Source organism: Arthrobacter sp. 135MFCol5.1 (assembly GCF_000374865.1).
Lineage (GTDB): Bacteria > Actinomycetota > Actinomycetes > Actinomycetales > Micrococcaceae > Arthrobacter.
The window spans coordinates 539,174-564,115 of record NZ_KB895453.1 but is presented as its reverse complement, the minus strand read 5'-3'; the positions used below and the strand labels follow the sequence as shown (position 1 = coordinate 564,115).

Annotated in this window: 14 protein-coding genes and 1 tRNA gene; 3 read left to right on the top strand and 12 right to left on the bottom strand. The window is 64.4% G+C overall.

Features of this window, described 5'->3' with window-relative positions:
• The coding region (locus C563_RS0106205; RefSeq protein ID WP_018761171.1) for an integrase core domain-containing protein at nt 1-253 on the top strand (253 nt) is incomplete at its 5' end.
• A gap of 1,045 nt (nt 254-1,298) precedes the next feature.
• Here the strand turns inward: C563_RS0106205 and C563_RS0106200 are convergent.
• The 6 genes from C563_RS0106200 to C563_RS0106175 all read right to left on the bottom strand — a co-directional run bounded on the left by C563_RS0106200 (nt 1,299) and on the right by C563_RS0106175 (nt 12,322).
• A complete protein-coding gene (locus C563_RS0106200) occupies nt 1,299-2,228 on the bottom strand; it encodes an alpha/beta hydrolase (RefSeq protein ID WP_018761170.1) in 930 nt (309 codons plus the stop codon).
• 4 nt (nt 2,229-2,232) lie between these two features.
• Nucleotides 2,233-4,563: an alpha-L-rhamnosidase gene (locus C563_RS0106195; protein WP_018761169.1), complete on the bottom strand. Its 2,331-nt coding sequence runs from the start codon at nt 4,561-4,563 to the stop codon at nt 2,233-2,235.
• A 55-nt stretch (nt 4,564-4,618) separates the two neighbouring features.
• On the bottom strand, nt 4,619-6,871 hold the full coding sequence (locus C563_RS0106190) for a glycoside hydrolase family 3 C-terminal domain-containing protein (protein WP_018761168.1): 2,253 nt from the start codon (nt 6,869-6,871) through the stop codon (nt 4,619-4,621).
• A 67-nt stretch (nt 6,872-6,938) separates the two neighbouring features.
• Nucleotides 6,939-9,437 (bottom strand): family 78 glycoside hydrolase catalytic domain, encoded by a 2,499-nt coding sequence (locus C563_RS0106185; RefSeq protein ID WP_043423864.1) that lies wholly within the window; start codon nt 9,435-9,437, stop codon nt 6,939-6,941.
• A gap of 49 nt (nt 9,438-9,486) precedes the next feature.
• A complete protein-coding gene (locus tag C563_RS0106180; RefSeq protein WP_018761166.1) occupies nt 9,487-10,917 on the bottom strand; it encodes an NAD-dependent epimerase/dehydratase family protein in 1,431 nt (476 codons plus the stop codon).
• An 82-nt stretch (nt 10,918-10,999) separates the two neighbouring features.
• Nucleotides 11,000-12,322, bottom strand: a complete 1,323-nt coding sequence (locus C563_RS0106175) for an MFS transporter (protein WP_018761165.1) — start codon at nt 12,320-12,322, stop codon at nt 11,000-11,002.
• A gap of 128 nt (nt 12,323-12,450) precedes the next feature.
• On the opposite strand from C563_RS0106175, the gene C563_RS0106170 reads away from it, so the two are divergent.
• The gene (locus C563_RS0106170; RefSeq protein WP_026264413.1) at nt 12,451-13,464 is read left to right on the top strand and encodes a LacI family DNA-binding transcriptional regulator; all 1,014 of its coding nucleotides are present in this window, start codon (nt 12,451-12,453) and stop codon (nt 13,462-13,464) included.
• A 573-nt stretch (nt 13,465-14,037) separates the two neighbouring features.
• On the opposite strand, the gene C563_RS0106165 is transcribed toward C563_RS0106170, so the two are convergent.
• Nucleotides 14,038-14,119, bottom strand: a tRNA-Leu gene (locus C563_RS0106165).
• A 203-nt stretch (nt 14,120-14,322) separates the two neighbouring features.
• Here C563_RS0106165 and C563_RS0106160 point away from each other — a divergent pair.
• On the top strand, nt 14,323-14,928 hold the full coding sequence (locus C563_RS0106160) for an ANTAR domain-containing response regulator (RefSeq protein ID WP_009358190.1): 606 nt from the start codon (nt 14,323-14,325) through the stop codon (nt 14,926-14,928).
• 132 nt (nt 14,929-15,060) lie between these two features.
• Here the strand turns inward: C563_RS0106160 and pyk are convergent, their stop codons facing one another.
• The 5 genes from pyk to trpA form a co-directional block, all read right to left on the bottom strand.
• On the bottom strand, nt 15,061-16,551 hold the full coding sequence (gene pyk, locus C563_RS0106155; RefSeq protein WP_043423794.1) for a pyruvate kinase: 1,491 nt from the start codon (nt 16,549-16,551) through the stop codon (nt 15,061-15,063).
• Between the two features lie 64 nt (nt 16,552-16,615).
• Nucleotides 16,616-18,073, bottom strand: coding sequence for a glutamate synthase subunit beta (locus C563_RS0106150; RefSeq protein ID WP_018761162.1), 1,458 nt, complete (start codon nt 18,071-18,073; stop codon nt 16,616-16,618).
• Nucleotides 18,066-22,679 (bottom strand): glutamate synthase large subunit, encoded by a 4,614-nt coding sequence (gene gltB / locus C563_RS0106145; protein WP_018761161.1) that lies wholly within the window; start codon nt 22,677-22,679, stop codon nt 18,066-18,068. Before gltB ends, C563_RS0106150 begins: the two co-directional genes overlap by 8 nt.
• Nucleotides 22,680-22,939: 260 nt before the next feature.
• Nucleotides 22,940-24,121, bottom strand: a complete 1,182-nt coding sequence (gene lgt / locus C563_RS0106140) for a prolipoprotein diacylglyceryl transferase (RefSeq protein ID WP_018761160.1) — start codon at nt 24,119-24,121, stop codon at nt 22,940-22,942.
• A gap of 3 nt (nt 24,122-24,124) precedes the next feature.
• Nucleotides 24,125-24,937, bottom strand: a complete 813-nt coding sequence (trpA, locus tag C563_RS0106135; RefSeq protein ID WP_043423861.1) for a tryptophan synthase subunit alpha — start codon at nt 24,935-24,937, stop codon at nt 24,125-24,127.
• Nucleotides 24,938-24,942: the final 5 nt, after the last annotated feature.

The window sequence follows — 24,942 nt, the reverse complement described above, 5'->3', positions numbered from 1 at the left end:
CCACCACGGCCTCACGGGGTCGATGGGCAGGGTCGGTGCGTGTGCGGATAACGCCGCTATGGAATCGTTCTTCTCGCTGCTGCAGAAGAACGTTTTGGACCGTCAGCGGTGGCTCACCAGGCGGGACCTCCGGCTGTCCATCACAACGTGGATCGAGCGGACTTACCACCGCCGGCGACGGCAAAGACGGCTGGGAAAGCTCACGCCCATCGAATATGAAACAATCAACCGGACCGAGCTCATAGCGGCCTAAGACCCCGAGTCAACAAAAGCCGGGGCAGTCCCGACTCTCATAAAGCAGACGTAAGTGTGGACACTGTCCACACCCAATTTGGCAGGACAAATCGAGCGCATACGGCTCCGGCGGCGGTTGCAAGGAGCCCTTCAAGAAAATTGCCGTACCAACGGCGGCTACGTCATGTTGTACCCGCCACCTCGGACCATGAATGGGTGTTGGGCAACCACGCCCACCACACAGAACCGAAACGAGGAAGCATCTAACCGCACCACAGCAGGCGGAAGGCCCACCAGCTAGGGACTTGAACCCGCCACCCCACACACCTGAACAGGCCCCGCGGCGGCCAGGCACCAGCCCGCGACCCACCCGCCAGAGCGACGCGAAACAAGCTTTGTCAACACGTCAAAGCAAAAAAGCCCCTGACGAGGGAAAACACTGTGCCCGAGGTGGGACTCGAACTACATTCCAGCCTTAGAGACACTGGGAACCCGCGAAATCATGCGGAATCCTAGCCAGTCCGAAGGCTGTTTGACCCAGTACGATACGAAAAGTGTGGACATTGTCCACACCCTGTATTTCGGGCCAGCTCCGCCCCCTCAGGCTGACGGAATCTCCAGTCTCGGCGCTTTGAACTACTCAGAGGGCCGCCGCCGGCGGGAAACCATTGGGGTCAGACGTAGCTGTCGCCCCATACGTGCGGGTCGGACAGGGCTGTTCCCCATCGACTCCTGCCACCACCGGTACTTTCATTCGCCGTGGCGTCGAACGAGCCCCCTCCGCACGCCGGTGCCGGACCGGACGACGCAGTGGTTTTGGTTATGCGCGTTAAAGGTATCCCCTTTCCGTGAAACTTGTCAGCGGGAGCAATCTCCTTTAGTGCCCCCTAGACTCGTTCAAAGTCGGCGCGTTCTTCAATGATGTCTTCGATCTTTTCCCGTGCTGTCGGTCGGGCGTCCGTCGGTAGCCCGTGCTCCCTGATCCGGCCTCGTTCGCAGCGGAGCCTGCGGGCGATCACGGGACGTTGAGCAATCGCTGCCGCCGCTTCTCTCTGAGGCGGGCTTCAGTGCTGCACCGGGCCGGTGCCCACTTTCAGGGCCTCGAGGAAGGCCTTCAGGGCCCGGCGTCCTTCCGGGACTGGAAGCAGGACGTGAACGTGCGCCATTCCGGGATCTTCACGATAGACATGCGGGGTTTGCGCTTCAACCAGGCGGTCTCGAAGGCGGCGGTTCTGGTGCACAAGCATGTCGTCGTCACCGACTATGACCCATGTCGAGGGTAGGTTGGTCACGTCACCGTGGAGGGGGCTGACACGTGGGTCGTCCAGTGGAAGGTCACCTGCGTAGGCTTTGGCTGATTGTGTGAGCCTGCCATAGTGGAGCATGGGATCGGTTGCGGCTTGCTCCCTCCAGTCGGACATTGTGAGGTCAACCCAGGGTGCGAACAGGCCGAGCATGGCCGGCATTGGCAGGCCCGCTGCGGCGGCTGCTTGCACGGTTGCCAGGGCGAGGCCGCCGCCTGCTGAATCACCGGACACTGCGACGGCCTCCGCGGACCACACGGCGATGAGCTTTTCGTAAATAGCCAGCGCGAGGGCGACCGTCGTTTCGGCTGTTTGCCGGGGCGCCAGGCGGTAGGCCGGTATCCATACCTCTGCTGCGGTGTCCTTGACGAAGCGCGCACTGATCATCCAAGTCCCTGCTGACGGGCCCTCGATGTAGCCGCCGCCGTGAAAGAAGAGCACGGCTCTTTGGGGCGCCCGCCGCCTGTGCCGCAGACGAAACACGACGGTATCGGCGATGACCATTCGTGTGATGGTTATGCCTGAAAGGGCCAAAGCGCTGGGTGTTGGGTCAGGTCTGCCGTTGACTTCTTCCGCCTCTTTTTTGGCGAGGGTGGCGGTGATGTCGCTGGTGTTCTTGGCGCGGAGCAGGATGGATCGAAGGATGCGGCTGCGCAGGGAGGGACTGCGTGGTGGGGTGAGGGTTGGCATGGGTTTATTCCTTGAAGGTGTGATGTCCCGGCCCGGCTGCGTGCTGTGTCCCGGCGGGCATGACAATGCGGGCTGTTGCCCCCGCGGGCACGGTCACATCAAGTGTGAACGTCTCGTCGTCGAGATGCCATGTGCTGGTAATGACTCCGCGGGCAGTTCGGAGGTTGGCGCGTGCCCATGTCAGTCCGTGCCCTGGCTTGGGTTCGACGGTGAAGTGCTCATACCCGGGTTGGTTTTCATCGGGCCGGACACCGGCAACGTATTCGTGCAGGAACGTGATGACCGCCCCCTTGGAGTAGTGGTTCAACGACTCATGCGGCATGCCGTCTTCCGTGATTCCTTCCCAGGATTCCCAAATCGTGGTCGCGCCCCTGTCGAGCATGGTCATCCAGCTCGGAGCGGTGTCCTGGAACAGAAGTTCGTAGGCGATGCCGGTCCGGCCGTAGTCCGCCAGGACCGGCAACAGAAATGGTGTGGAGAGGAATCCTGTGGATAGATGGGTGTCCTCTTCCCGGATGAGCTCGACAAGACGGTTGACGGCGTTTGTTTGGAGTGCAGCAGGGATCAGCCCGAAGGCCAGGCCCCGCACGTAGTTGGCCTGCGATTCGAGGGTCAGGTGGCCTTCGCGGGTGAGGTACTCGGTGCGCCAGGCTTCAACGGCGTTGGCATGAAGTTCCCGGTAGTGGAGGGCGAGCCCTTCTTTTCCAAGGATCGTGGCGGCCTTGGAGACGATGTCTGCGGACCGGGCCATATACGCGGTTGCCACGATGCCTTTGTCCCCGAAGAAGTCGAAGACTCCCCCGGGCTCGGCCCATTCTCCCCAGTGGAAGCCTGAGTCCCACAGGAACCTTTCGTGTGGTGGCGGCTCCGGTCGGTTCTCCTGCCGGGAGGGGTGCCGCCCGGTGGCGGCAAGGCCGGCGATATAGTCCACCCATCGGGCCATCATCGTGAAATTCTCTTCGAGCACGCCGGCGTCGCCGTAAGTTACGTAGAGCTGCCAGGGCACGATGGTTGCCGCGTCCCCCCAGCCGGCGGACCCGTCGAAGGAGAAAGGGATCTCCGGGTTGTCCACCACGCCCGTGTTGGGGGCAACGTTGGTAATGCAACCGTTGTCGAGCTGGTCGTCAGCCAGCGACCGCAGCCATTTCCTCGAGAACCCGTAGACGTCGTCAAGGAATGCGGCGCTGCGGACAAAAATTTGGTAATCGCCGGTGTATCCCCAGCGTTCCCGTTGCGGGCAGTCTGTCGGTACGTCGCACGCGTTTGCGTGCCAGCTGGCCTCGGCGATGCGGTGCAGTCGGTTAAGGCGTTCATCACTGCAGTCGAACGTTCCGGCCGCTGCCAGGTCCGTGTGCACGAGGACGGCGAGGATGTCGGCCGGGTTGAGGTCCTCTCTGAGGCCATCGACGGCAACGTAGCGGAACCCGTGGGTGGTGTGGCGAGGTTCGAACACGTCACCGGATTGCCCGCGGGAGACGGCGGTGTCGATTTGGCCTGTGGGCAGCGGGTTGGGGTCCGGGTACGGAGTATAGGCAAGGTGGGCGGTGGTCAGGTCGCCGGCGGCGTCAAGGGCTTCCCCATGGGTGAGCCTGATGGTGGTTCCTGCTGGTCCGAGCACTGCCAGTCGAACCCAGCCGTTGAGGTTTTGTCCAAAGTCAACGATTTGTCGTCCACCAGGAAGCCTGGTGATGTCAGTGGCCGGGTATTCACGGATGCGGCGCACGGGGGGCGCGGGCGACAAGGCCAGTCTGGACCGGTCCAGGGTCAACGCGTCGTCCGCGATCCTAACGGGCTGCCATGAGATGTCGTCCAGCCTCGTGAAATCGGTTGTTTGCCCGTCCATGAGGTCTGCGGCGGTGATGGCGCCGGTGCCGTATTCCCAGTCAGGGCCCGTGGCAACGATCATGGTGCCTGCCGCTGTTTCGAGGTCGACTTGTGCGACAAGAGCGGTATGTGTGCCGAAGTTGTCAGGAACCCGGCTGGGGCCGCAGCGTCCGCGGAACCATCCGTCGCTGAGCACCAGCCGCAGTTCGTTCAGACCCGCCTCGAGCAAGGCTGTGACTTCGTGGTGCTGAACGTAGAGGGTTTTGGCGTAACTGGTCAGGCCGGGAGCCAGTTCCTCATCGCCAACACGGACCCCGTTGATGAAGGCTTCATAGATCCCGTGCGCGGTGGCCGCCAGGGTGGCGCGCCGTGGCGCCTCGTCAAGGGTAAAGATAGTGCGGAATTCATAGGCCGGGCGCGCTCCGGCCGGGGGGACAGTGTCTTCAGCGGCCTGGATCCAGATCGCTTTGGCGAGCAGGTCCTGGGCAGTGGCATCGATTGGGGCAGTCACGGGGGTACTTTCTGCAGTCCGTCGGAGATGATGGCTCGATGTGTGGACGGAACAGTCAGACAGCTTCAGCCGGCTGGCGGCTGAGTTCCAGCAGCTGGTCAAGTGCTTCGGGCGGGAGGGCGCCTCCGAGGAAGCCGACGAATTGCTTCATTGGCAAGGATTCCACCATCCGCATACTGTCTTGGTTGGCCGCGGCGGACAATGCTTGTTCCTCTGACATCGAGGCCGTGATCCCCTTCAGGAGTACCGGGCCCACGACGGGGTGCCCGAACCATTCACCGACAGGGGAATCCATGCTCAGTTCACGGGCAATGGTGTCCCCCACCAAACTGACGGTGGTTTCGGTTTCGACGGTTCCGGCGTTGACACCGATCTGGATTGCATAGTCACCCGGTGCAACCAGCCAACGCCCGAGCGGTTGGTCATAGTAGGCAAAGGACCGATGATCCAGCTTCAATTCCACGGTGCTGGTCTGACCGGGGCCCAGATCGATCTTGGTGAAAGCCCTCAACTCGCGGGCCGGGCGTTTCACGGGGCCCGCAGTGGTGGCCACATAGAGCTGGATGACATGTCTCCCGGCGAGGCTTCCCGTGTTGGTGACGGTCACGCGTGCGCATGCTGTGGAGGGTCCTGTGACTTCCACGTCAAGGCCGTCGGTACGGAACTTTGTGTAGCTGAGCCCGTGTCCGAAGTGGTAGCGGACTGGGACCTCGGCGCTGGTGTAGTAGCGGTACCCGACGAACACGCCTTCCCCGTAGCGGACATGCTGCTGTTCTCCCGGGAAGTTGAGCCAGCTGGGATTGTCCTGAAGCCTCAACGGAATAGTTTCGGCAAGGTGCCCGGAAGGGTTGACCACGCCGAACAGTACGTCGGCGATCGCTGCCCCGCCTGCCTGGCCCAGCAGCCACCCTTCAACGATCGCGTCGACGTCGTCATGCCAGCCCTCGAGGGACACAACGCCCCCGTGGGACAGGACGACGACGGTCTTCGGGGCTGCCTGCGCGACGGCACGTATCGCACGGACCTGATGAGCTGGAAGGTCCAGGTGGCTTCGGTCGAACCCTTCGGATTCGTCCTGTTCGGAGAGTCCGGCGAAGACGATCGCCATGTCCGAAGCGCCCGCAGCTTCAACGGCTGCGCCCATCAGTGCGGCCTGCTCCGGGGCGAGGTCACTTGCGGTGAAGCCCGGCGAGTAGGTGACCTCGGCCCCGAGCCGTGCGGCATGTTCGCGGATGGATTCGAGGGCGGATTCCTCCCGCGTCGCGTTGATATGGGAGCTGCCACCGCCCTGGTAGCGGGGCTCGGCGGCGAAGTGGCCGATGACAGCAATCCGGGAATTGGCGGCCAGTGGAAGCGCCGGGCCGTCGTTCTTGAGCAGCACGATGCACTCCCGGGCCAGCTCGTGTGCCAGGTGATGGCTATCCTCGACGTCGTTGTGGCCCTGTGAGGCCACGGAATTGTGTGTCAGGGAAAGAACACGAGACACCGCACGGTCGACATCTTCGATATCCAGCGTCCCGTTCTTAACTGCTTCGACAATTTCACGGTCACTGGTTCCGCCGTTGCCTGGCATGTCGAGATCCAGTCCGGCTTTGAGTGCGGCGACACGGTTTGAGACCGCGCCCCAGTCGGACACCACGGCTCCTTCGAAGCCCCATTCGTCCCGGAGCAGTTCGGTAAGAAGCCACCGGTTTTCCGAAGCGTAAACCCCGTTGATCTTGTTGTAGGAGCACATCACGGTGGCGGGCCTGGCTTCCTTGACGATCCGCTCGAACGCCGGAAGGTAGATTTCCCGGAGGGTGCGTTCGTCAACCTCGACGCTGACCCGCATCCTTTCGGTTTCCTGGTTGTTGGCCGCGAAGTGTTTGACGCTGGCCCCGACGCCTTCGGTCTGGAGTCCGGTAACGTGCGCGGCTCCCAGGATGCCAGAGAGCAGCGGGTCCTCGGAGTAATACTCGAAGTTCCGGCCGCACAGCGGCGATCTTTTGATGTTCACGCCCGGCCCCAGGGCGACGGACACGCCCAGTCGGCGGCCTTCCTTGCCGACACCGGCACCGAGCTTCCGGGCGACCACTGGATTCCAGCTGGAACCCACCGCCACTGCCGGTGGGAAGCATGTCGAGGGTTCGCTGTGGTGCAGGCCGAGATGGTCTTCCCCTGCCAGTTGGCGGCGGATACCGTGCGGCCCATCTGTCAGGACAACGGCGGGGATGCCCGCATCTGGCAGTTCTTTCGTCTGCCAGAAGTTCGCTCCTGAAAGCAGCGATGCTTTTTGTTCCAAGCTCAGGTCGGGCATGTTGGTGCTCATCAAACTCTCCATGGGTCTGGTGGCTGTTCGGCCCGGCCAGCAGGCGGGCCGAACAGCGGTGGCAGTCTTAGGCGTGCGCGGCGGCTTCGGTCAGGGCGTTTTCGAGGTCCATGCGGAATTCTTCGGAGGCACCCGGGACGTACTGCAGCAGAAGGGTCAGCGAGATACCTTCGGCTCCTGGCCCGTTGCCGTCGATGGGGACGCCGGGCAGGTGGGAGGCGAAAACCCGGGTGAGGGCGTCCCAGGTAGTGATGTCTTTGGACAGCTCTGCCAGGGGCGTGTCCATGGTGAAGTCAGGACGGGTGCCGTAGGACTCGGGCAACGCGTATTCCCAGTGGTGCCGCCCTTCCCCGATGCTGATTGTCCTGTTGTCCGGGTCGAGTGGCAGGACCACTTCGGCCTCGGCTCCGGCAGGGATGCGCACGTCCAGGCTCATGGTTTTGGATGTGATCCGCCAGGAGACTTCAGCGGAACCCAGGACAGTGTCGTGCCGCGCGGTGGCGTGGGTAATCCCGCCTCCTGGGCGGGGTGCTATGCGGATGCGGCGCCACCCCGGGGCTGCGGCCTGGAGGCCGGCGACCACCCGGTACAGCCAGGACGTGACGGCTCCGAAAGCATAGTGGTTCAGGGAAGTCATGCCTGAAGGGTTCACAGTGCCGTCCGGCCGGACGGAGTCCCAGCGTTCCCAGATGGTCGTGGCACCCTGGGTGACAGGGTAGAGGAAGGAAGGACACTGGGTTTGGGTGAGCAGCTTGTAAGCCTCATCCAGGTGGCCGGTGAGTGTCAGGGCGTCCGTTACGTGAGGTGTGCCCGCGAAGCCCGTCGAGATGGTGTAGCCGGATTTCGCCACGAGCTGGGCCAACTGGTTGCCGGCGTGGCACATCTGGTCCTCCTCAAGGATGCCGAAGCAGATTGCCAGTGCGTAGGCTGTCGCTGACTCGTTCACGATCCTTCCGGCCTCGGTGACGTATTCGCGCCGGAACACCTCGCGCACCCGCCTGTTGAGCGCGCGGAAGTACGTTGCGTCCTGTCCTTTTCCCAGGATTTCGGCGGTGTCGGCCATTTCCCTGGTGGTTTTGCAGAAGTAGGCGGAGGCGACGAGATGGCGGTCGGTTTTGCCTCCGGCGGGGTTGTCGTCCGGGGCGTCCGGGTCCAGCCAGTCGCCGTACTGAAACCCCGAGCTCCATAGCCCGTTCTCATCCAGCAGGCCTTCGACTTGGCGGACGAAGGTGGCCATGGAGTCGTAGGACTCTTCCAGGATGGCTGTGTCACCATATTCCTGGTACAGGGTCCAAGGCAGGGCGACGGCCACGTCGCTCCACAATGCGGTCGGTGACGACGGGGTGGAGAGGATATCGGGGACGACCCAGGGGACGAAGCCCTTTTCGTTCTGCTCTGCCCGGAGATCTGCCAGCCATGATCTGAGCACCCCACGGACGTCGTGGAGGAGTACGGCGGTGGGTCCGAAGGCGTGCAGGTCCCCTGTCCATCCCAGCCGTTCGTCCCGCTGCGGGCAGTCGGTGGGGACGCCGACAAAGTTGTCGCGCATGGACCAGACGGTGTTCTCGTGCATCCGGTTGACCAGCTCATGTGACGATGAGAACCACCCGGTGCGTGCCATGTCGCTGTGTACAACGACGGCGGTGATGTCCCGGGCGGAAAGATCGCCGGGGTAGCCGGTGACTTCGGCGTAGCGGAAGCCGTGGAAGGTAAAGCGCGGCTCCCAGGTGGTGTCTTCAGGCCCGGCGAGGATCCAATGATCCGTGGCCTTGGCCGTGCGCAGCGTCTCGGTGTCGAGTTCGCCGTCGAGGGTGAGCAGTTCGGCGTGCCGGAGGGTGATGGTGTCTCCCGCCTTTCCGCCCCGGGCGCGCAGGCGTACCCATCCTGAGATGACCTGGCCGAAGTCGATGATGGTTCTGCCGCCAGCGAGGGTGGTGATGAATGCAGGCTTGATTTCTTCGGTGGCCCGGATGGGCGGCGCGGTGGGTTCGATCAGCGTGTCGAGGTTCCATTCGAAAGGTTTTGCCTGGGTCCAGTGCCCGTCATTGAAACCGGGCAGCGTCCAGTCGTTGCTTTCCAAGCGTGCGTCGAAGGTCTCGCCGTCGTAGATGCTGTTGGCGCGGACCCCGCCGGTGGAGCAGCGAAAGCTGCTGTCGGAGAGGACGTACTCCGTCCGGTCGCCGTACTCCAGTTCGATTTCCAGGTACAGGGCCGGGGATTCGGAGTAGAAGTGGCTGTTGTTCTCCCAGCCGAGGCGGCCGAGAGCCCACCCCTGCCCGACGATGGCGCCCACCGCGTTCGCACCAACGGCGATCGAGTCCGTGACGTCGTAGGAGCTGACGACGAGCCGGTTGCGGTAGGAAGTCCAGCCCGGGGCCAGCACTTCGTCGCCGACCTTGCTGCCGTTGAGGTGGGGTTCGACCAGACCGAGAGCAGTTGTTTTGAGGGTGGCTTTGGTCAGGCCCTCGGCGACGTGGAATTCCTTCCGGAAGTACAGGGCCGGGTCGTCCAGCTCGCCGTTGGGAAATGCCGAGGTGATGAACTCGGCGTGCCAGGTGGGGGTCATGAAAAGTCCTTGAGTGTCGGGAAGGAAGGGCTTGCGGTCGTCGTGGCGGTCATGCATCGACGACTTGGGCGAGGAACTTATTGTGTTCCGCTTGCCGGCGGTAGCCTGCGGGATCGGCGGTACATGTGGGGCACCAGTGGCCGGCCTGAAGCACCAGCCTGGGGCTGGCAGCGAATTCATGGCCCGACCCGCAGGACCACATGAGCGGCGCCGACGGAAGCCCAGGCATCACGTCTTCGGTCAATAGCCTGCCGCCGCGAAAGGTGGCTGCCTCCAGGTAATCGATGGCGGACCATTCGGATGCCGGCTTGTCCTCGTCATATCCGTGGTCGAGATAGGACGGGGTGCGGGAAGGTGCTGGTGGCGTAAAAGTGGACCAGTCGCCGATGCTCCGCCATTCCTGCAGGCTGCCGAAATGGGCGCGGACCTCGTGATCGTTTCCTGACCGGACAGCTGCCATCGTTCCCCGGGGTTTGCGGGACAACGGCTTCATGACGAGGTGTTTGACGATCCAGGCCGGGACTTGGCCGGCATTTTTTACTGACGAGGGGGCCGTGGCGATGGCGCGGCAGAGGGCACCTTCGAACGTGTCCTGACGGAACGGGACCAAGGCGTGCAGCCGGTCGCTGTCCGTGTACCACTGTCCATGGAAGTTCTTCAGTGCGAACCAATTCCGGTCATACCACTTCCGGATGTCCTTCACGCCCACAGCTTCGCCGATCGCCGTCTGCAGTTGCCAGTTACTGAGCCGCCAGCCCTCGCCCCCACCGATGTTGTAGACGCCTCTCCATAATTCGTCAGGGACATCCGGTTCGCAGAGGTTGGCCAGCAGCCGGGCCGAGTCTTCAACCGAAGCCCATTCCATGACTCCTCCGAATGGCGAGTGGGTCATGATGGGGTCCCGTATTTCGAGCATCCCGGGATGGAAGATTCCCGTCTGCCTCAGCCAGACCCACTTCGGCAGGCCGGCCTCGACAAGTTCCCGCTCGGCTGTCACCTTACTTTGGCCGTAGGCGTCGAACTGGGAAACGCGGATAGGGTCACCGACCCTGCCCCAATGGAGCGGGGGGTTGCGGTTCCCGGTCTGCGCCACCGACCCGACGCCCACAACGCTGATCCGGCTGGGATCGGGCTGGGCCTTCACCGCCCGGATAATGTTCCGCATGCTGCCCACGTTCACACGGGTAGCCAGCTCGGGCTGCTCATCGGCCAAAGGCGAAACAACCGCGCCCACATGGAGCACCACATCCGCCCGCGCTACACACGTAGCAACAGTGGCGTAATCCGTCAGATCGCCCCAGACAACATCCAGGTTCTCCATGGCTGAGAACTCCGACAGTACTGTCTTGTCCTTTTCGCCTGGCAAAGACAGCACCAGTACGGTGACGCGGTCGGAACGCGAGGAGAGCTCTCGCAGGGTGGCCCTCCCCCAGTTCCCGGTTGCCCCGGTGAGAAGCACTGTGGTGCGTGGTTTGGTCATGCTCAATCTCGAATCTCCATATCGTGCATTTGGCTGCTCCGGACCGCGCCCTGGAAGGCCGGCCGGCCCATCGCTCGGCTGGTCAGCGTGCGGAGCGGATCCGCATGATGACGCCCCCACCGAGCAGAACGAAACCTGCCGCGACCACGAAGAGCAGTGTGTAGTTCTTCTGGTCTCCAGCGGCACCGATGGCAAGGAAGACCGGGGCGATCAAGGGTGCAGCCGACTGTGGGATAGAGGTGGCGAAACCCGTGATCCCCATAAAGCGCCCGGCGTCGGTGGCCTTCTCAGGAAGAACGTCCAGCAACAGGGCCTGATCCACCGCTGAAAACATCCCGATACCCATCGACGTGATCAAGGAACCGGCAATGAGGAGAGGGAGATCAGACGAAAAGGCCATCAAAATCATTCCGGCAGCCATCAAGATCCCGCCGAAGAGCACGAACAGGCGGCGGCGGCGCAGACGGTCGGACAGAAAGCCCCCACCCAGCGCGCCCGCTGTGGTGGCCAGGACGCCGGCACCGCCGAGCATGGCGATGATCCCGCCTACCTGTTCCACGGGGATGCCGAGGCGGCTCGCGAAGAAGAAAGCACTAAATGTCGTGTTCAGCGTCAGGCCGAAGTAGAAGAGGAACCGTCCCAACCAGTTCCAGGAGAAATCCGGATACCGGCGGGGGTTGTAAAGGTAGTTGCGGAGCATTGAAGCTGGCGTCATTTTTGCGGAGAAGACCATCCCGCGGCTGTCAGCCTCGTGAACGAAGAGAACGAACAGTGCTACGAGAACCACGCCTACCACACCGGGAACCATGAAAAGCAGCAGCGGGTCGGCCGCGAAGCCACCAGCGATAACGACACCAAAGACGGGTGCAACCTGGGTGGAGAAGCCCGTCAGGCCTGCCACCTTGCCCCGCTGCGATTCAGGCAACCGGTCCGCCGTCGAAATCTGGAGATTGCTCAGTACCTGACCCCAGCCCAACTGGGCCAGAATCCAGCCGGCTCCAAGGATCAGCACAGTGGGGGCATAAGCCATGACCAGGAGCGATATGACCCCCAACACTGTTCCGGCGATCATGAAGGGGCGCCGGCGGCCGATCCTGGTCCTGGTCCGGTCACTGACCATGCCAAGGAACGGGCTGGTCACCATGACGGCCAACGCACCCGCCCCGGTGATGTAGCCCAAATATTCCTGATTGGCGGGCGCCAACTGGTTCACCCTGATCGCCAGGGAAATAGCCAAAGGCGTGATAAATGCTACGAACACACCAAACTGCGCGAGCACCATCAGCCAGATGTAGCGGGCGCTGACCTTGGGGACGTCAAGGGCCGGAGCGGGAAGTTCCGCTTCCACTGCCACGGCGGGCGCCAAGGCGCCGGGAACTGCAGCATGCGTTTCATGCGAATTCATATGGACTCCATTGTCGGGGAGAAAAGTGAAGAGAATCACTAGCCCGCGCTAGTGATTGCACTGATGCTACTGTAGAGGAACTAGCCCGCGCAAGTGGCTAATACTGAATCGCTGAAAACGGAGGATCGGTGGCGACTTCTATGCCAACGCGGCGGGTGACCACATACGACATCGCCAAGTCACTGGGAGTCTCGCGGGCTACCGTCGGCTTCGTCCTCAACGACACCCCGGGGCAAACGATCTCCGAGGCAACGAGGACGAAAGTTCTCCAGGAAGCCCAGCGTCTGGGGTACCGCCGGCATTCAGCGGCCCGGACCCTGGCGAGTGGACGAAGCCACATAGTGCTCCTGGTTCTGCCTGACTGGCCGCTGGACTTCAGCCTCCGACGGAACATCGAGGAAGCATCCCTCACCCTGGACCAGGCAGGCTACACCCTGGTTACCTACACTCCGCACTCCAGCGGCCAGGCCCGTCCTCTCTGGGAAAGCATCCAGCCCGACGTAGTGCTCACCTTGAATTCCTTCGCACCGGGGCAGGCAGAGGCGATCCGCGCCGCCGGGATCACCCGCCTGATTCCCGATCCAGAAGCTCCCCCTTCCGAGGACTACATCGATAACGGCCCAGCGCTGCAACTCGAGCATCTCGCGGAACTCGGCCACACCGTCATTGCGTACGCAGGTCTCAACGATCCAAAGGTTGCCGACCTGGTGAACGGCCGCCGAGACCGCGCCCAAAAGACCGCCACAGCGTTGGGCCTTCGTCCCATCTCGTGGAGGAACATCAACCTGACCGACGAGTCAGCCCTTGCCGCCATCCATGATTGGCGCACAGCCGGAGTCACGGCCATAGCTGCCTACAACGACGACGTTGCAGCCGCGCTCACAGGAGCCGCCCTCCGAGGCGGACTGACAGTTCCCGGAGACCTCTCGATCATCGGACTCGATAACACACCACTTTCCTCGATGTTCCAGCCCCAGTTATCCACCATCAACGTAGACACCGCGGGGCTGGGACGTTACCTGGGGCGTTTAGCACTCAGCTCCATCGAAGGAACTCCACCACCAGCGGCAGGGCCCGAAATGCGGGCAACCCTCATCCCCCGAGCTTCGACCGCCCCATTACAGGAGACTGAGAATAGTTAGGAGTGGCTGGGTTAGTACGAGGACTGATGGTGAGACGTAGGGACTTCGAGTACACCCCTCCTCAACGGCTGGAAGCGCGCCCTTTCGCTTCCCAACAGACGCCGGGAAACACTTTCCGGACGTCGCTATCGCGTGGTCTCTAGCCGCAACCCTGCCGTCGGACTGCAGCCTGTCGGATCCTCGAATAAAGCAGGCATACGTGTGGACAGTATCCGCACTCCTTTTTGCTACGACAAATACCAGCGCCCCGCGCCGCGGGAGGCGTCCTCGGGCCGCCTCCCGCTACGCATTGTGGGGCATCCTCCACCGGTCATGTCGTTCTAGCCCCCCGTCCCCATGAGTAGGTGTAGGCCACCAACGGCCCACCCGAAAGACGGGATCGAGCGACCGCAAGAAAACATTCTCAGCAGGCGGAAGGCCCACTAACCACGGCCTTGAACCCGCCGGACCACACACCTGAACAGGCTCAGCGGCAGCCAGGCCAAAGCCCGCACTCACAGCGTTAGAGGCGCATCAGCGCAAGCTTTGTCATCACGTTAAAGCAAAAAACCCCTCCGACGAGGGGATCTGCTGTGCCCGAGGTGGGACTCGAACCCACACACCTTTCGATACCGCATTTTGAGTGCGGCGCGTCTGCCAATTCCGCCACTCGGGCGCGGAATACATGGAGTGAAACGCTACGCCCACAGCTGACTGTGAGCAACGCGATCGCTTCACGTACGCGGAATTACTCTACATGCAGATAGGCTGAATTCCAGAATCGCGCCGCCGTCGCCGCAAACAAACCCTGCAAGCCAAGTACAGCCGCGGTGGCACCTAAGATAGTGATGTCCCGCCGTACCTTTTCAAGGAGATCCCGTGACTGAACAGACGGAGTCCAAGCCCACGTCCCAGCCGGCGCGCCGCGTTATTGTGGCGGAGGATGAAACCCTCATCCGCCTCGACATCATCGAGATCCTGCGCGGCGAAGGGTATGACGTTGTGGGCGAGGCGGATAACGGCGAGAAGGCCGTCCAGCTCGCCGAGGAACTGAAGCCGGACCTGGTCCTCATGGACGTCAAGATGCCCGTCATGGACGGCATTTCTGCGGCCGAGAAGATCGTCAAGGCACGCATCGCCCCCGTGGTGCTGCTGACCGCCTTCAGCCAGAAGGAACTGGTGGAGCGTGCCCGCGACGCCGGCGCCATGGCCTACGTGGTGAAGCCGTTCACGCCCGCCGACCTCATCCCGGCCCTGGAGATCGCGCTTTCCCGCCACGAGGAAATCAAGGCCCTCGAGAGCGAGGTTTCCGACCTCCAGGAGCAGTTCGCCACCCGTAAGCTCGTGGAGCGCGCCAAGAGCCTGCTGACCACCAAGATGGGCCTGACCGAGCCGGAGGCCTTCCGCTGGATCCAGAAGACCTCCATGGACCGCCGTCTCAGCATGCGCGAGGTCGCCGAAACCATCATCAACCAGGTCAACTAGCGCTCCGGCCGGGGCCCAGAGAATTACGACGGCGGCCCGGCCCCCACGCGTAAAGTCCCCTAACGCGCACAGCACCAAAGCAAAGGACCCCTGCCAACCGGCAGGGGTCCTTTGCTTTGTCCGAAGACCAGGCTAGGCCTTCTTCTTCTTTTCCGGCCAGGGGCCGAGCTTTTCCTTGTTGCTGCTGACTTCACCGGCGCGGGTGGAGTCGGCCAGGTCGCCTACCTTGTGCACCTTCAGCGAGTTGGTGGAACCGGCCTTTCCGGGAGGCGAACCGGCGGCGATGACTACCAGGTCACCATCTTCCACCAGGCCCATTTCCTCGAGGCTGCGGTCCACCTGGGCGGTCATGGCGTCTGTGTGGTCCACCATCTGCACCAGTACCGGCTGGATGCCCCAGGTGAGCGCCATCTGGTTCCAGACCTGTTCCACCGGGGTGAACGCGAAGACCGGCTTGATGGGCCGCAGGCGGGACAGGCGGCGGGCGGAGTCGCCGGACTGGGTGAACGCACAGATGTACTTGGCGTCCAGCTGGTCGGCGATTTCGACGGCGGCACGGGTGATGGCGCCGCCACGGGTCTTGGGCTTGGTCCCCAGCGGGGGGACGCGCTCCAGGCCGTGGACCTCGGTGGATTCGATGATCCGGGCCATAACCTTGACCGTTTCGATCGGGTACTTGCCCACACTGGTCTCGCCGGAGAGCATGACGGCGTCGGCACCGTCGAGGACGGCGTTGGCGCAGTCGGAGGCCTCTGCACGGGTCGGGCGCGGGTTGTCGATCATGGACTCGAGCACCTGGGTGGCCACGATGACCGGCTTCGCCCAGCGCCGGGCGAGCTCGATGGCGCGCTTCTGCACGATCGGCACTTCCTCCAGGGGAAGCTCCACACCGAGGTCGCCGCGGGCCACCATGATCGCGTCGAACGCGTCGATGATCTCCGGCAGCTGCTCGACAGCCTGCGGCTTCTCGATCTTGGCGATGACCGGCACGCGGCGGCCTTCTTCGTCCATGATCTCGTGCACGCGGGTGATGTCGGACGCATCCCGGACGAAGGACAGGGCCACCAGGTCCACGCCCCGGCGCATTGCCCAGCGGAGGTCGTCCTCATCTTTTTCGCTCAGCGCGGGAACGTTGACTGCCACGCCGGGCAGGTTGATTCCCTTGTTGTTGGACACCATGCCGCCGACGGTCACCTCGGCAACCACCTTGACGTCGTCGACCTCAATGGCGCGGAGGGCCACCTTGCCGTCGTCGATCAGCAGTGCGTCTCCCACCTTGACGTCCTCGGTGAGGCTCTTCAGGGTGGTGGAGCAGATCTCCTGGGTGCCGGGGACGTCCTCGGTGGTGATCGTGAAGATGTCACCTACCGCGAGTGCGTGCGGGCCATCCACGAATCGGCCCAGGCGGATCTTGGGGCCCTGCAGGTCGGCCATGATGGCCACGGCCTTGCCCAGGTCCGCTGCCGCCTTGCGGACGTTTTCGTAGGTGTTGTCGTGCACGGTGTAATCGCCGTGGCTCATGTTCATGCGGGCGACGTCAACGCCGGCCTCCAGCACAGCCAGGGTGTTCTCGTAGCTGGCAATTGCCGGGCCAAACGTAGCCACAATTTTTGCGCGTCTCATATACCTACCCTATTGGTCTCTTGCATTGGTTAAGTTGTCGGCGAGGTGAACCCTCGATGCACCCCTAGAGGACGGCGATGGCGCGGTCCGTCGGCGCGACGGGAGCGGGAAGGATAGTGCTTCCCATCAGGTACTTGTCCACGGCTGCTGCGGCGGCGCGGCCCTCGGCGATGGCCCACACGATCAGGGACTGCCCGCGGCCGGCGTCACCGGCAACGAAGACACCGTCGGTGTTGGTCATGTAGTAGCCGTCGCGGGCCACGTTGCCGCGGCCGTCGAAGTCCGCGTGCACCTGTTCGGTGATGCCGGCCGGTTCGGCTCCGGTGAACCCCAGGGACAGGAACACCAGGTCTGCGGGGATGATCCGCTCGGTGCCCGCCTTGGGGAGTCGCTTGCCGTCGACGAATTCGGTTTCGGCCACCTTGACGCCGGTGAGCTTGCCGTTTTCGCCAACGAATTCCACGGTGGACGCGAGGTAGGTGCGTTCGCCGCCTTCCTCGTGGGCGCTGGCCACTTCGAAGAGGTTGGGGAACGTGGGCCACGGCTGGTGGCTGGCACGTTCGGCCGGCGGCTGCTTGCCGATCGCCAAGGTGGTGACGGACGCTGCGCCGTGCCGGTGGGCGGTGCCGAGGCAGTCGGCCCCGGTGTCACCGCCACCGAGGATGACCACGTGCTTGCCGTTGGCGTGGATCTGGTTTTCGATGGCTTCCCCGGCCACCACGCGGTTGGCGGGTACCAGGTAGTCCATGGCGAAGTGCACGCCTTCCAGGTCCCGGCCCGGGATGGGCAGGTCCCGCGGGACGGTGGCGCCGGTGCACACCACGACGGCGTCGTAGCGCCTGCGCAGCTGCTCCCACGTCACGTCGGTCCCAACGGCCACGCCGGTCCGGAAGCGGGTGCCTTCGGCCTTCATCTGCTCGACGCGGCGGTCCACCTGCTCTTTTTCCATCTTGAAGTCGGGGATGCCGTAGCGCAGCAGGCCGCCGATCTTGTCGTCCCGTTCGTAGACAGCGACGGTGTGGCCCACGCGGGTCAGCTGCTGGGCGACGGCCAGGCCCGCCGGCCCGGAACCCACCACGGCGACGGTCTTGCCGGTCAGGCGCGTCGGCGGCAGCGGGTTGACCCAGCCGTTCTCGAACGCCTCGTCGATGATGGAAACTTCGACCTGCTTGATGGTGACGGCGGGCTGGTTGATCCCCAGCACGCAGGAGGCTTCGCAGGGGGCGGGGCACAGCCGGCCGGTGAACTCGGGGAAGTTGTTGGTGGCGTGCAGCCGCTCAATCGCTTCCTCGCCCTTGTCCCGCCACATGAGGTCGTTCCACTCGGGAATGAGGTTCCCCAGGGGGCAGCCTTGGTGGCAGAACGGAACGCCGCAGTCCATGCAGCGGCCGGCCTGCGCCTTCAGGACGCCTTTCTCCTGCGCTTCGTAGACTTCCTTCCAGTCCATGATGCGCACGGGAACGGGACGGCGCGGCTGGGTTTCACGCTGGCGTACTTTCAGAAATCCGCGTGGATCAGCCACCGGTCACCTCCAGGATTCGAGACCATACTTCTTCGCCGTCGGGGTCAAGGCCCTCTTCGATGGCGTCAAGACGGGTTTGCAGCACGGCCGCGTAGTCGCGCGGCAGCACCTTGGTAATGCGGGCAGCGGTGTCGTCAAAGTTTTCGAGGAGCCGCGCCGCCAGCTGGGATTCGGTTTCTTCGATGTGCTTCACCAGCAGTCCATGGACAATGTCGCGGTCCTCGGCGTCGAGCTCGCGCAGCTGCAGCTCGCCGGACTCGAGGGCCTGCTTGTTGACGCGGGTGGTCCGCAGGTCCAGCACGTAGGCGGTGCCGCCGGACATGCCGGCGCCGAAGTTGCGCCCGGTGCGTCCCAGGATCAGCGTCTGGCCGCCGGTCATGTACTCGCAGCCGTGGTCCCCGATGCCTTCGACGACGGCCGTGGCACCGGAGTTGCGGACCAGGAAGCGTTCGCCCACCTGGCCGCGCAGGAACATCTCGCCGCTGGTGGCGCCGTAGCCGATGACGTTGCCGGCGATGACGTTGGTCTCTGCCTTGAAGACGTTGGTACGGTCCGGCCGGACGATGATGCGGCCACCGGACAGCCCCTTGCCCACGTAGTCGTTCGAGTCGCCGAACAGCCGCAGGGTGATGCCCGCCGGCAGGAAGGCGCCGAGCGACTGGCCGGCAGTGCCGTTCAGCGTGATGTCGATCGTGTCCGTGGCCAGCACGTCGGTGCCGTAGGTCTTGGTGACGACGTGGCCCAGCATGGTGCCCACGGAACGGTCGGTATTGATGACGTCCACGTTAATCTTCACGGGGCTGCGGTCCGTCAGCGCCTCGGTGGCCATGGTAATCAGCCGCTGGTCGAAGTGCTTGTCCAGCTCGTGGTTCTGGCCGGTCATGTTCCGCAGCGGCGCGTCGTCGTCGAACTCCAGGCCGTGCAGGATCGGGTCCAGGTCCAGGCCGTCGGCCTTCCAGTGGTTGACCGCGTCGCGGGCATCCAGGACTTCCGCGTGGCCGATGGCCTCTTCGAGGCTTCGGAAGCCAAGCTCGGCAAGGATTTCACGGACTTCCTCAGCCAGGAACTCGAAGAAGTTGACCACGAATTCCGGCTTGCCGCTGAAGCGGGCACGAAGCTCCGGGTTCTGGGTGGCAACGCCCACCGGGCAGGTGTCCAGGTGGCAGACGCGCATCATGATGCAGCCTTCCACCACGAGCGGGGCGGTGGCGAAGCCGAATTCCTCGCCGCCCAGCAGGGCGGCAATGACGACGTCGCGGCCGGTCTTGAGCTGGCCGTCGACCTGGACCACCACGCGGTCGCGCAGGCCGTTGAGCATCAGCGTCTGCTGGGTCTCGGCCAGGCCAAGCTCCCAGGGGACACCGGCGTGCTTGAGCGAGTTCAGCGGCGAGGCGCCGGTTCCGCCGTCGTGCCCGGAAACCAGGACGACGTCGGCCTTGGCCTTGGTCACGCCGGAGGCCACGGTGCCGATCCCCACTTCGGAGACGAGCTTCACGTGCACCCGTGCGGACGGGTTGGCGCGCTTGGCATCGTAGATCAGCTGCGCCAGGTCCTCGATCGAGTAGATGTCGTGGTGCGGGGGCGGGGAAATGAGTCCGACGCCGGGAGTCGAGTGGCGGGTCCGGGCCACCCACGGGTAGACCTTCTGCGCCATCAACTGGCCGCCTTCGCCGGGCTTGGCGCCCTGGGCCATCTTGATCTGGATGTCGTCGGCGTTGGTCAGGTAGAGGCTGGTGACGCCGAAACGGCCGGAGGCGATCTGCTTGACCGCGGAGCGCCGCTTGGGGTCCAGCAGGCGGTCCACGTCCTCGCCGCCTTCACCGGTGTTGGACTTGCCGCCCAGCTGGTTCATGGCGATGGCCAGCGTCTCGTGGGCTTCCTGGGAGATGGAGCCGTAGCTCATGGCTCCGGTGGAGAACCGCTTGACGATGCTGGAGACCGGTTCCACTTCTTCGAGCGGAACGGAGGGGCGCTCGTTCTTGAACTTGAGCAGCCCGCGCAGGGTCATCAGGTTGGTGGATTGGTCGTCCACGCCCTTGGTGTAGGCCTTGAAGATGTCGTACCGGCGCTCACGCGTGGCGTGCTGCAGCCGGAAGACGGTCTCCGGGTTGAACAGGTGCGGTTCGCCGTCGCGGCGCCACTGGTACTCGCCACCGCCCAGCAGGGGCCGGTGCGGCTGTTCGATGCCGCCTTCCGGGTATGCCATCTGGTGGCGTGCGGAAACTTCGGCAGCGATAACGTCCAGGCCAACGCCGCCGAGCTGGGAGTGCGTGCCGGCGAAGAATTCGTCCACCAGTTCCTGGCCCAGGCCCAGTGCCTCGAACGTCTGGGCGCCGGTGTAGGACGCAACAGTGGAGATGCCCATCTTGGACATGATCTTCAGGACGCCCTTGCCGAGGCCCTTGATCAGGTTGTAAACGCCGTCCTGCGGGGTAACCCCGGTGACGTCGCCTGCGGCAATGAGCTGTTCCACGGATTCCATGGCCAGGTAGGGGTTGACGGCGGACGCGCCGTAGCCGATCAGGACGGCCACGTGGTGCGTCTCGCGGACGTCGCCGGCCTCCACCACCAGGGCGGTCTTGGTGCGGTTGGCGCTGCGCAGCAGGTGGTGGTGCACGGCGCTGACCAGCAGCAGGGACGGGATCGGGGCCCACTGGGCGTTCGAGTCACGGTCGGAGAGCACGATGTACTGGACTCCGCGGTTGATGGCGCCGGAAACCTGCTCGCAGATCTCGGTCAGCCGGGCGCGCAGTGCGTTCTCGCCACCCTCCGGGCGGTACAGGCCGCGGACCTTCATGGCCACGCGGTTGCCGTCGGCGTCCTCGATGTTGGCGATCTTGGCGAGCTGGTCGTTGTTGATCACCGGGAACGGCAGCTGGACCTGCGGCTGGCGCACCTGCTTGGTGTCCAGCAGGTTGCCGTTGGGGCCGATGGCGCATGTCAAGGAGGTGACCAGTTCCTCGCGGATGGCGTCCAGCGGCGGGTTGGTCACCTGCGCGAAGGACTGCACGAAGTAGTCAAAGAGCAGGCGGGGGCGCTTGGACAGGACCGCCACCGGGGTGTCGGAGCCCATGGCGCCGAGGGGCTCGGCGCCGGTGCGGGCCATCGGGCCCAGCAGGATCTTCAGTTCCTCGGTGGTGTACCCGAAGGTGCGCTGGCGGATGTTCACCGACGCGGCGGTGTGGACCACGTGCTCGCGCTCGGGCAGCTCGTTGAGGTCGATCAGGTTGTCCTTGACCCACTCGGCCCACGGGTTGGCCGCGGCGACTTCGGCCTTGACCTCTTCGTCGTCGATAATGCGGCCGGCCTCGGTGTCCACCAGGAACATCTTGCCCGGGGAGACGCGGCCCTTCTTGACCACCTTGGAGGGCTCGACGTCGATCACGCCCACCTCGGAGGCGAAGACGATCAGGCCGTCTTCGGTGATCCAGAACCGGCCGGGGCGCAGGCCGTTGCGGTCAAGGGTGGCACCCACCAGGTTGCCGTCGGTGAAGGAGACGGCGGCAGGGCCGTCCCACGGTTCCATCAGCAGTGAGTGGTACTCGTAGAACGCGCGCCGTGCCGGATCCATGGTGGCGTGGTTTTCCCACGCCTCGGGGATCATCATCATGATCGAGTGCGTGATGGGGCGGCCGGAGAGCCAGAGCAGCTCGGCGACCTCGTCGAAGGACGCCGAGTCGGATGCACCCGGGGTGCAGATGGGGTACAGCTCTTCGGGAGAGTCGCCCAGCAGCGGGTTGGCCAACTGTGACTGGCGGGCACGCATCCAGTTCCGGTTGCCCTTGACGGTGTTGATCTCACCGTTGTGGGCGATGGTCCGGAACGGCTGCGCCAGGGGCCAGGACGGAAAGGTGTTGGTGGAGAAGCGTGAGTGGACGATTGCCAGCTTGGTCTTGAACCGCTTGTCCGAGAGGTCCGTGTAGAACGGCTCCAGCTGCGCGGTGGTCAGCATGCCCTTGTAGACGATGGTCCGGGAGGACAGCGAGGGGAAGTAGACGCCGAACTTGTTCTGGGCGCGCTTGCGGATCCGCCAGGCGCGGGAGTCCAGTTCGTTGCGGTCCAGTTCCTCACCATTGGCCGAGGCCAGGAAGGGCTGGGAGAAGTAGGGCATGCAGGCGCGGGCCATGGCGCCCACGAGGTCGGCGACAACAGGTACCTCACGCCAGCCGAGGACCTTCAGGCCTTCGTCGGCGGCGAGGCCCTCGATGCCGGCCTTGGCTGCGTTGGCCTCACGCTGCTCGGCAGGCAGGAATGCCGTGCCCGCCACGTACTGGCCGGGGGCAGGCAACTCGAACTCGGTCACCGCCCGGAAGAACTCGTCGGGGATCTGCATGAGCAGGCCCGCGCCGTCGCCCGTGCCCTCGTCGGCACCCACGGCACCGCGGTGTTCAAGGTTGCGCAGGGCCGTCAGGGCGGCATCGACGATGTCATATCCGGGCTCGCCGCGCAGGGTCGCGATGATGGCGAGGCCGCACGCGTCCTTTTCCTGCTCCGGGTTGTAGAGCCCGGCAGCTTCCGGCATGGCGGCGAAGCGCTTGAACGGCGACAGTGCAGTCTCAGGCTGGTCCGGTTCGGACCAGCTGGGAGTGTTAAGAGTTTGGGTCATGGGAGACGTCCTTCCTCCTGATCGTGCGTATGGAAGGGACACCGTTGGCCCCACTCGTCGGCGCCGTTGCAAGGGCACAACAAAGTGTTGATTACTGGAAATTGTAGGTCAGCGCAGCCTGCTGAACTAACGGTTACGCAGGCACCTGCCCGGAGCTTCATCCGTCAGCATCTCTTTGCTGCCAGGAGTGGCCCCATGCCACGACATTGTGGTTTCGGGCCCTTCGAGCGGTGGCTCTGCTGCCCTGCCTGGCCGGCTTCCTATTTACCGGCGCCGGCCTCCGATGCGGGTCCTGTGGCTGTGCTGCCGGATGTTCCGGAAGCCGTGGCATCCGTGCCAGGCTTGGAGCCTGCCGGAGCCGCCGCGGGTTCTTCCGTGGAATCGGAAGCATGCCGGGAACCGCTTTGGTTATCAGGGAGATTACCACGCGAATCACTATCTGAGACAACAGTGTCCGGATCACGGACCTCCTGTGCGTCCTCGGCGGCTGCCCCGGGCAGGGCTGCTTCGGCCGCGGCTGCTTCGGCCGGTTCACGGCCGGGCAGGTACACGGTGTCCGGCTCCGGCCGGCCCTTGAGCCCCAGCAGGAGGAAAGCAAGCAGGGCGGCCAGGAACACGAAGATGCTGGTCCACACGTTGAGCCTGGTGGTGATGCCGAGGATGTTGATCTGTTCGGCGTCGTCGATGCGCAGCAGTTCGATCCAGACACGGCCCAGGGTGTAGTACATGGCGTAGAGCCAGAAGAGCCTGCTCCGGCGGAAGTTGAAGCGCCTGTCCAGGGCGAGCAGGATGAGTACCCCTGCCACATTCCAGAGCGATTCGTAGAGGAAGGTCGGGTGGAACAGGGTATCCGCCGGCAGGCCGGCCGGGAAGTTCGGGTTGTTGGCGTCGATCTGCAGCCCCCACGGCAGCGTGGTGGGGCCGCCGAAGAGTTCCTGGTTGAAGTAGTTGCCCCAGCGTCCCAGGGCCTGGGCCAGGAGCAGGCCGGGTGCGGCGGCGTCGACGAAGGCGCTGAGCTTGACGCCGCTGCGGCGGCAACCGATCCAGGCACCGACGGCGCCCAGGACGACGGCGCCCCAGATTCCGAGCCCTCCACGCTGGATCTGCGGAATCAGCGAGAGGTCGCCGGTGCCATCGAAGCCGGGGCCGAAGTAGGCATCGGGGGACGACACCACGTGGTACAGGCGCCCGCCAATGATGCCGAAGGGAATGGCCCAGATGACGATGTCCCAGACGCTGCCTTCGGGGGCCCCGCGCTTGGCCCAGCGGACGGAGGTCAGCCACAGGCCAACCACGATGCCGGCCAGGATGCACAGCGCGTAGGCGTGGATCCGCAGGCTGCCCCACGGCAGGGGGATGTCGAACCCGGACCAGCTGGGGCTGGGGATGCTGCCCGGTACCAGTGCGGGTGCCAGGGCGGCTGCCTGGATCAGTGCCTGCATGGGTTATGCCCCGTCCGTGGTGTGGCCGGCTTCCGGCGCCAGGCCGGTGCTGAGGTCCTTGGTGAGGGCCTCGACGGCGTCCACTCCCCCGTCGCGGAGGGCCGCAACCAGGGCGGTGCCCACAATGACGCCTTCAGCGTAGGCGGCAATCTCGCGGACCTGGTCCGCGGTGGAAACTCCGAGGCCTACGCAGACGCGTTCCGCTCCGGCGTCGTGCGCGGCGGCAACCACGTCTTTGGCGGCGGTGCTGACGGACGTGCGGGCACCGGTGACGCCCATGATGGAAACGGCGTAGACGAACCCGCGGCTTGCATCCACGGTCCGCTGCATGCGCTCGGCGGTGGAGGACGGGGCAACCAGGAACACCCGGTCAAGGCCGTACTTGTCCGACGCTGCCATCCACTCGGCGGCCTCGTCCGGGATCAGGTCCGGCGTGATGAGCCCGGCTCCCCCGGCCTCGGCAAGGCGGCGGGAGAATTCGTCCACGCCCATGCGGACCACGGGGTTCCAGTAGGTCATGACCAGGACGGCGGCGTCGGTCTTGCTGGTGATGCCGGCGACGACGTCGAAGACCTGCTTGACGTGGAAGCCCTTGGCCAGCGCCTCGGTGGTGGCAGCCTGGATGACCTGGCCATCCATGACGGGGTCGGAATAGGGGATCCCGATCTCGATCAGGTCCGCGCCGTTCTCCGCCAGGGCAATGCCGGCGGCGATGGTGTCCTCGACGCTGGGGTAGCCGGCGGGGAGGTACCCGATCAGTGCCGAGCGGCCCTGGGCGCGGGCGCGGTCAATGGCGGCTGCCGACTTGCTGGTCATCTCTG

Bases quoted from the DNA above. Each gene is read 5' to 3' on its own strand.
- C563_RS0106190 (WP_018761168.1), bottom strand. From the start codon at position 6,871: ATGAGCACCAACATGCCCGACCTGAGCTTGGAACAAAAAGCATCGCTG.
- C563_RS0106200 (WP_018761170.1), bottom strand. From the start codon at position 2,228: ATGCCAACCCTCACCCCACCACGCAGTCCCTCCCTGCGCAGCCGCATC.
- lgt (WP_018761160.1), bottom strand. From the start codon at position 24,121: ATGCAGGCACTGATCCAGGCAGCCGCCCTGGCACCCGCACTGGTACCG.
- C563_RS0106180 (WP_018761166.1), bottom strand. From the start codon at position 10,917: ATGACCAAACCACGCACCACAGTGCTTCTCACCGGGGCAACCGGGAAC.
- pyk (WP_043423794.1), bottom strand. From the start codon at position 16,551: ATGAGACGCGCAAAAATTGTGGCTACGTTTGGCCCGGCAATTGCCAGC.
- C563_RS0106185 (WP_043423864.1), bottom strand. From the start codon at position 9,437: ATGACCCCCACCTGGCACGCCGAGTTCATCACCTCGGCATTTCCCAAC.
- C563_RS0106175 (WP_018761165.1), bottom strand. From the start codon at position 12,322: ATGAATTCGCATGAAACGCATGCTGCAGTTCCCGGCGCCTTGGCGCCC.
- trpA (WP_043423861.1), bottom strand. From the start codon at position 24,937: ATGACCAGCAAGTCGGCAGCCGCCATTGACCGCGCCCGCGCCCAGGGC.
- gltB (WP_018761161.1), bottom strand. From the start codon at position 22,679: ATGACCCAAACTCTTAACACTCCCAGCTGGTCCGAACCGGACCAGCCT.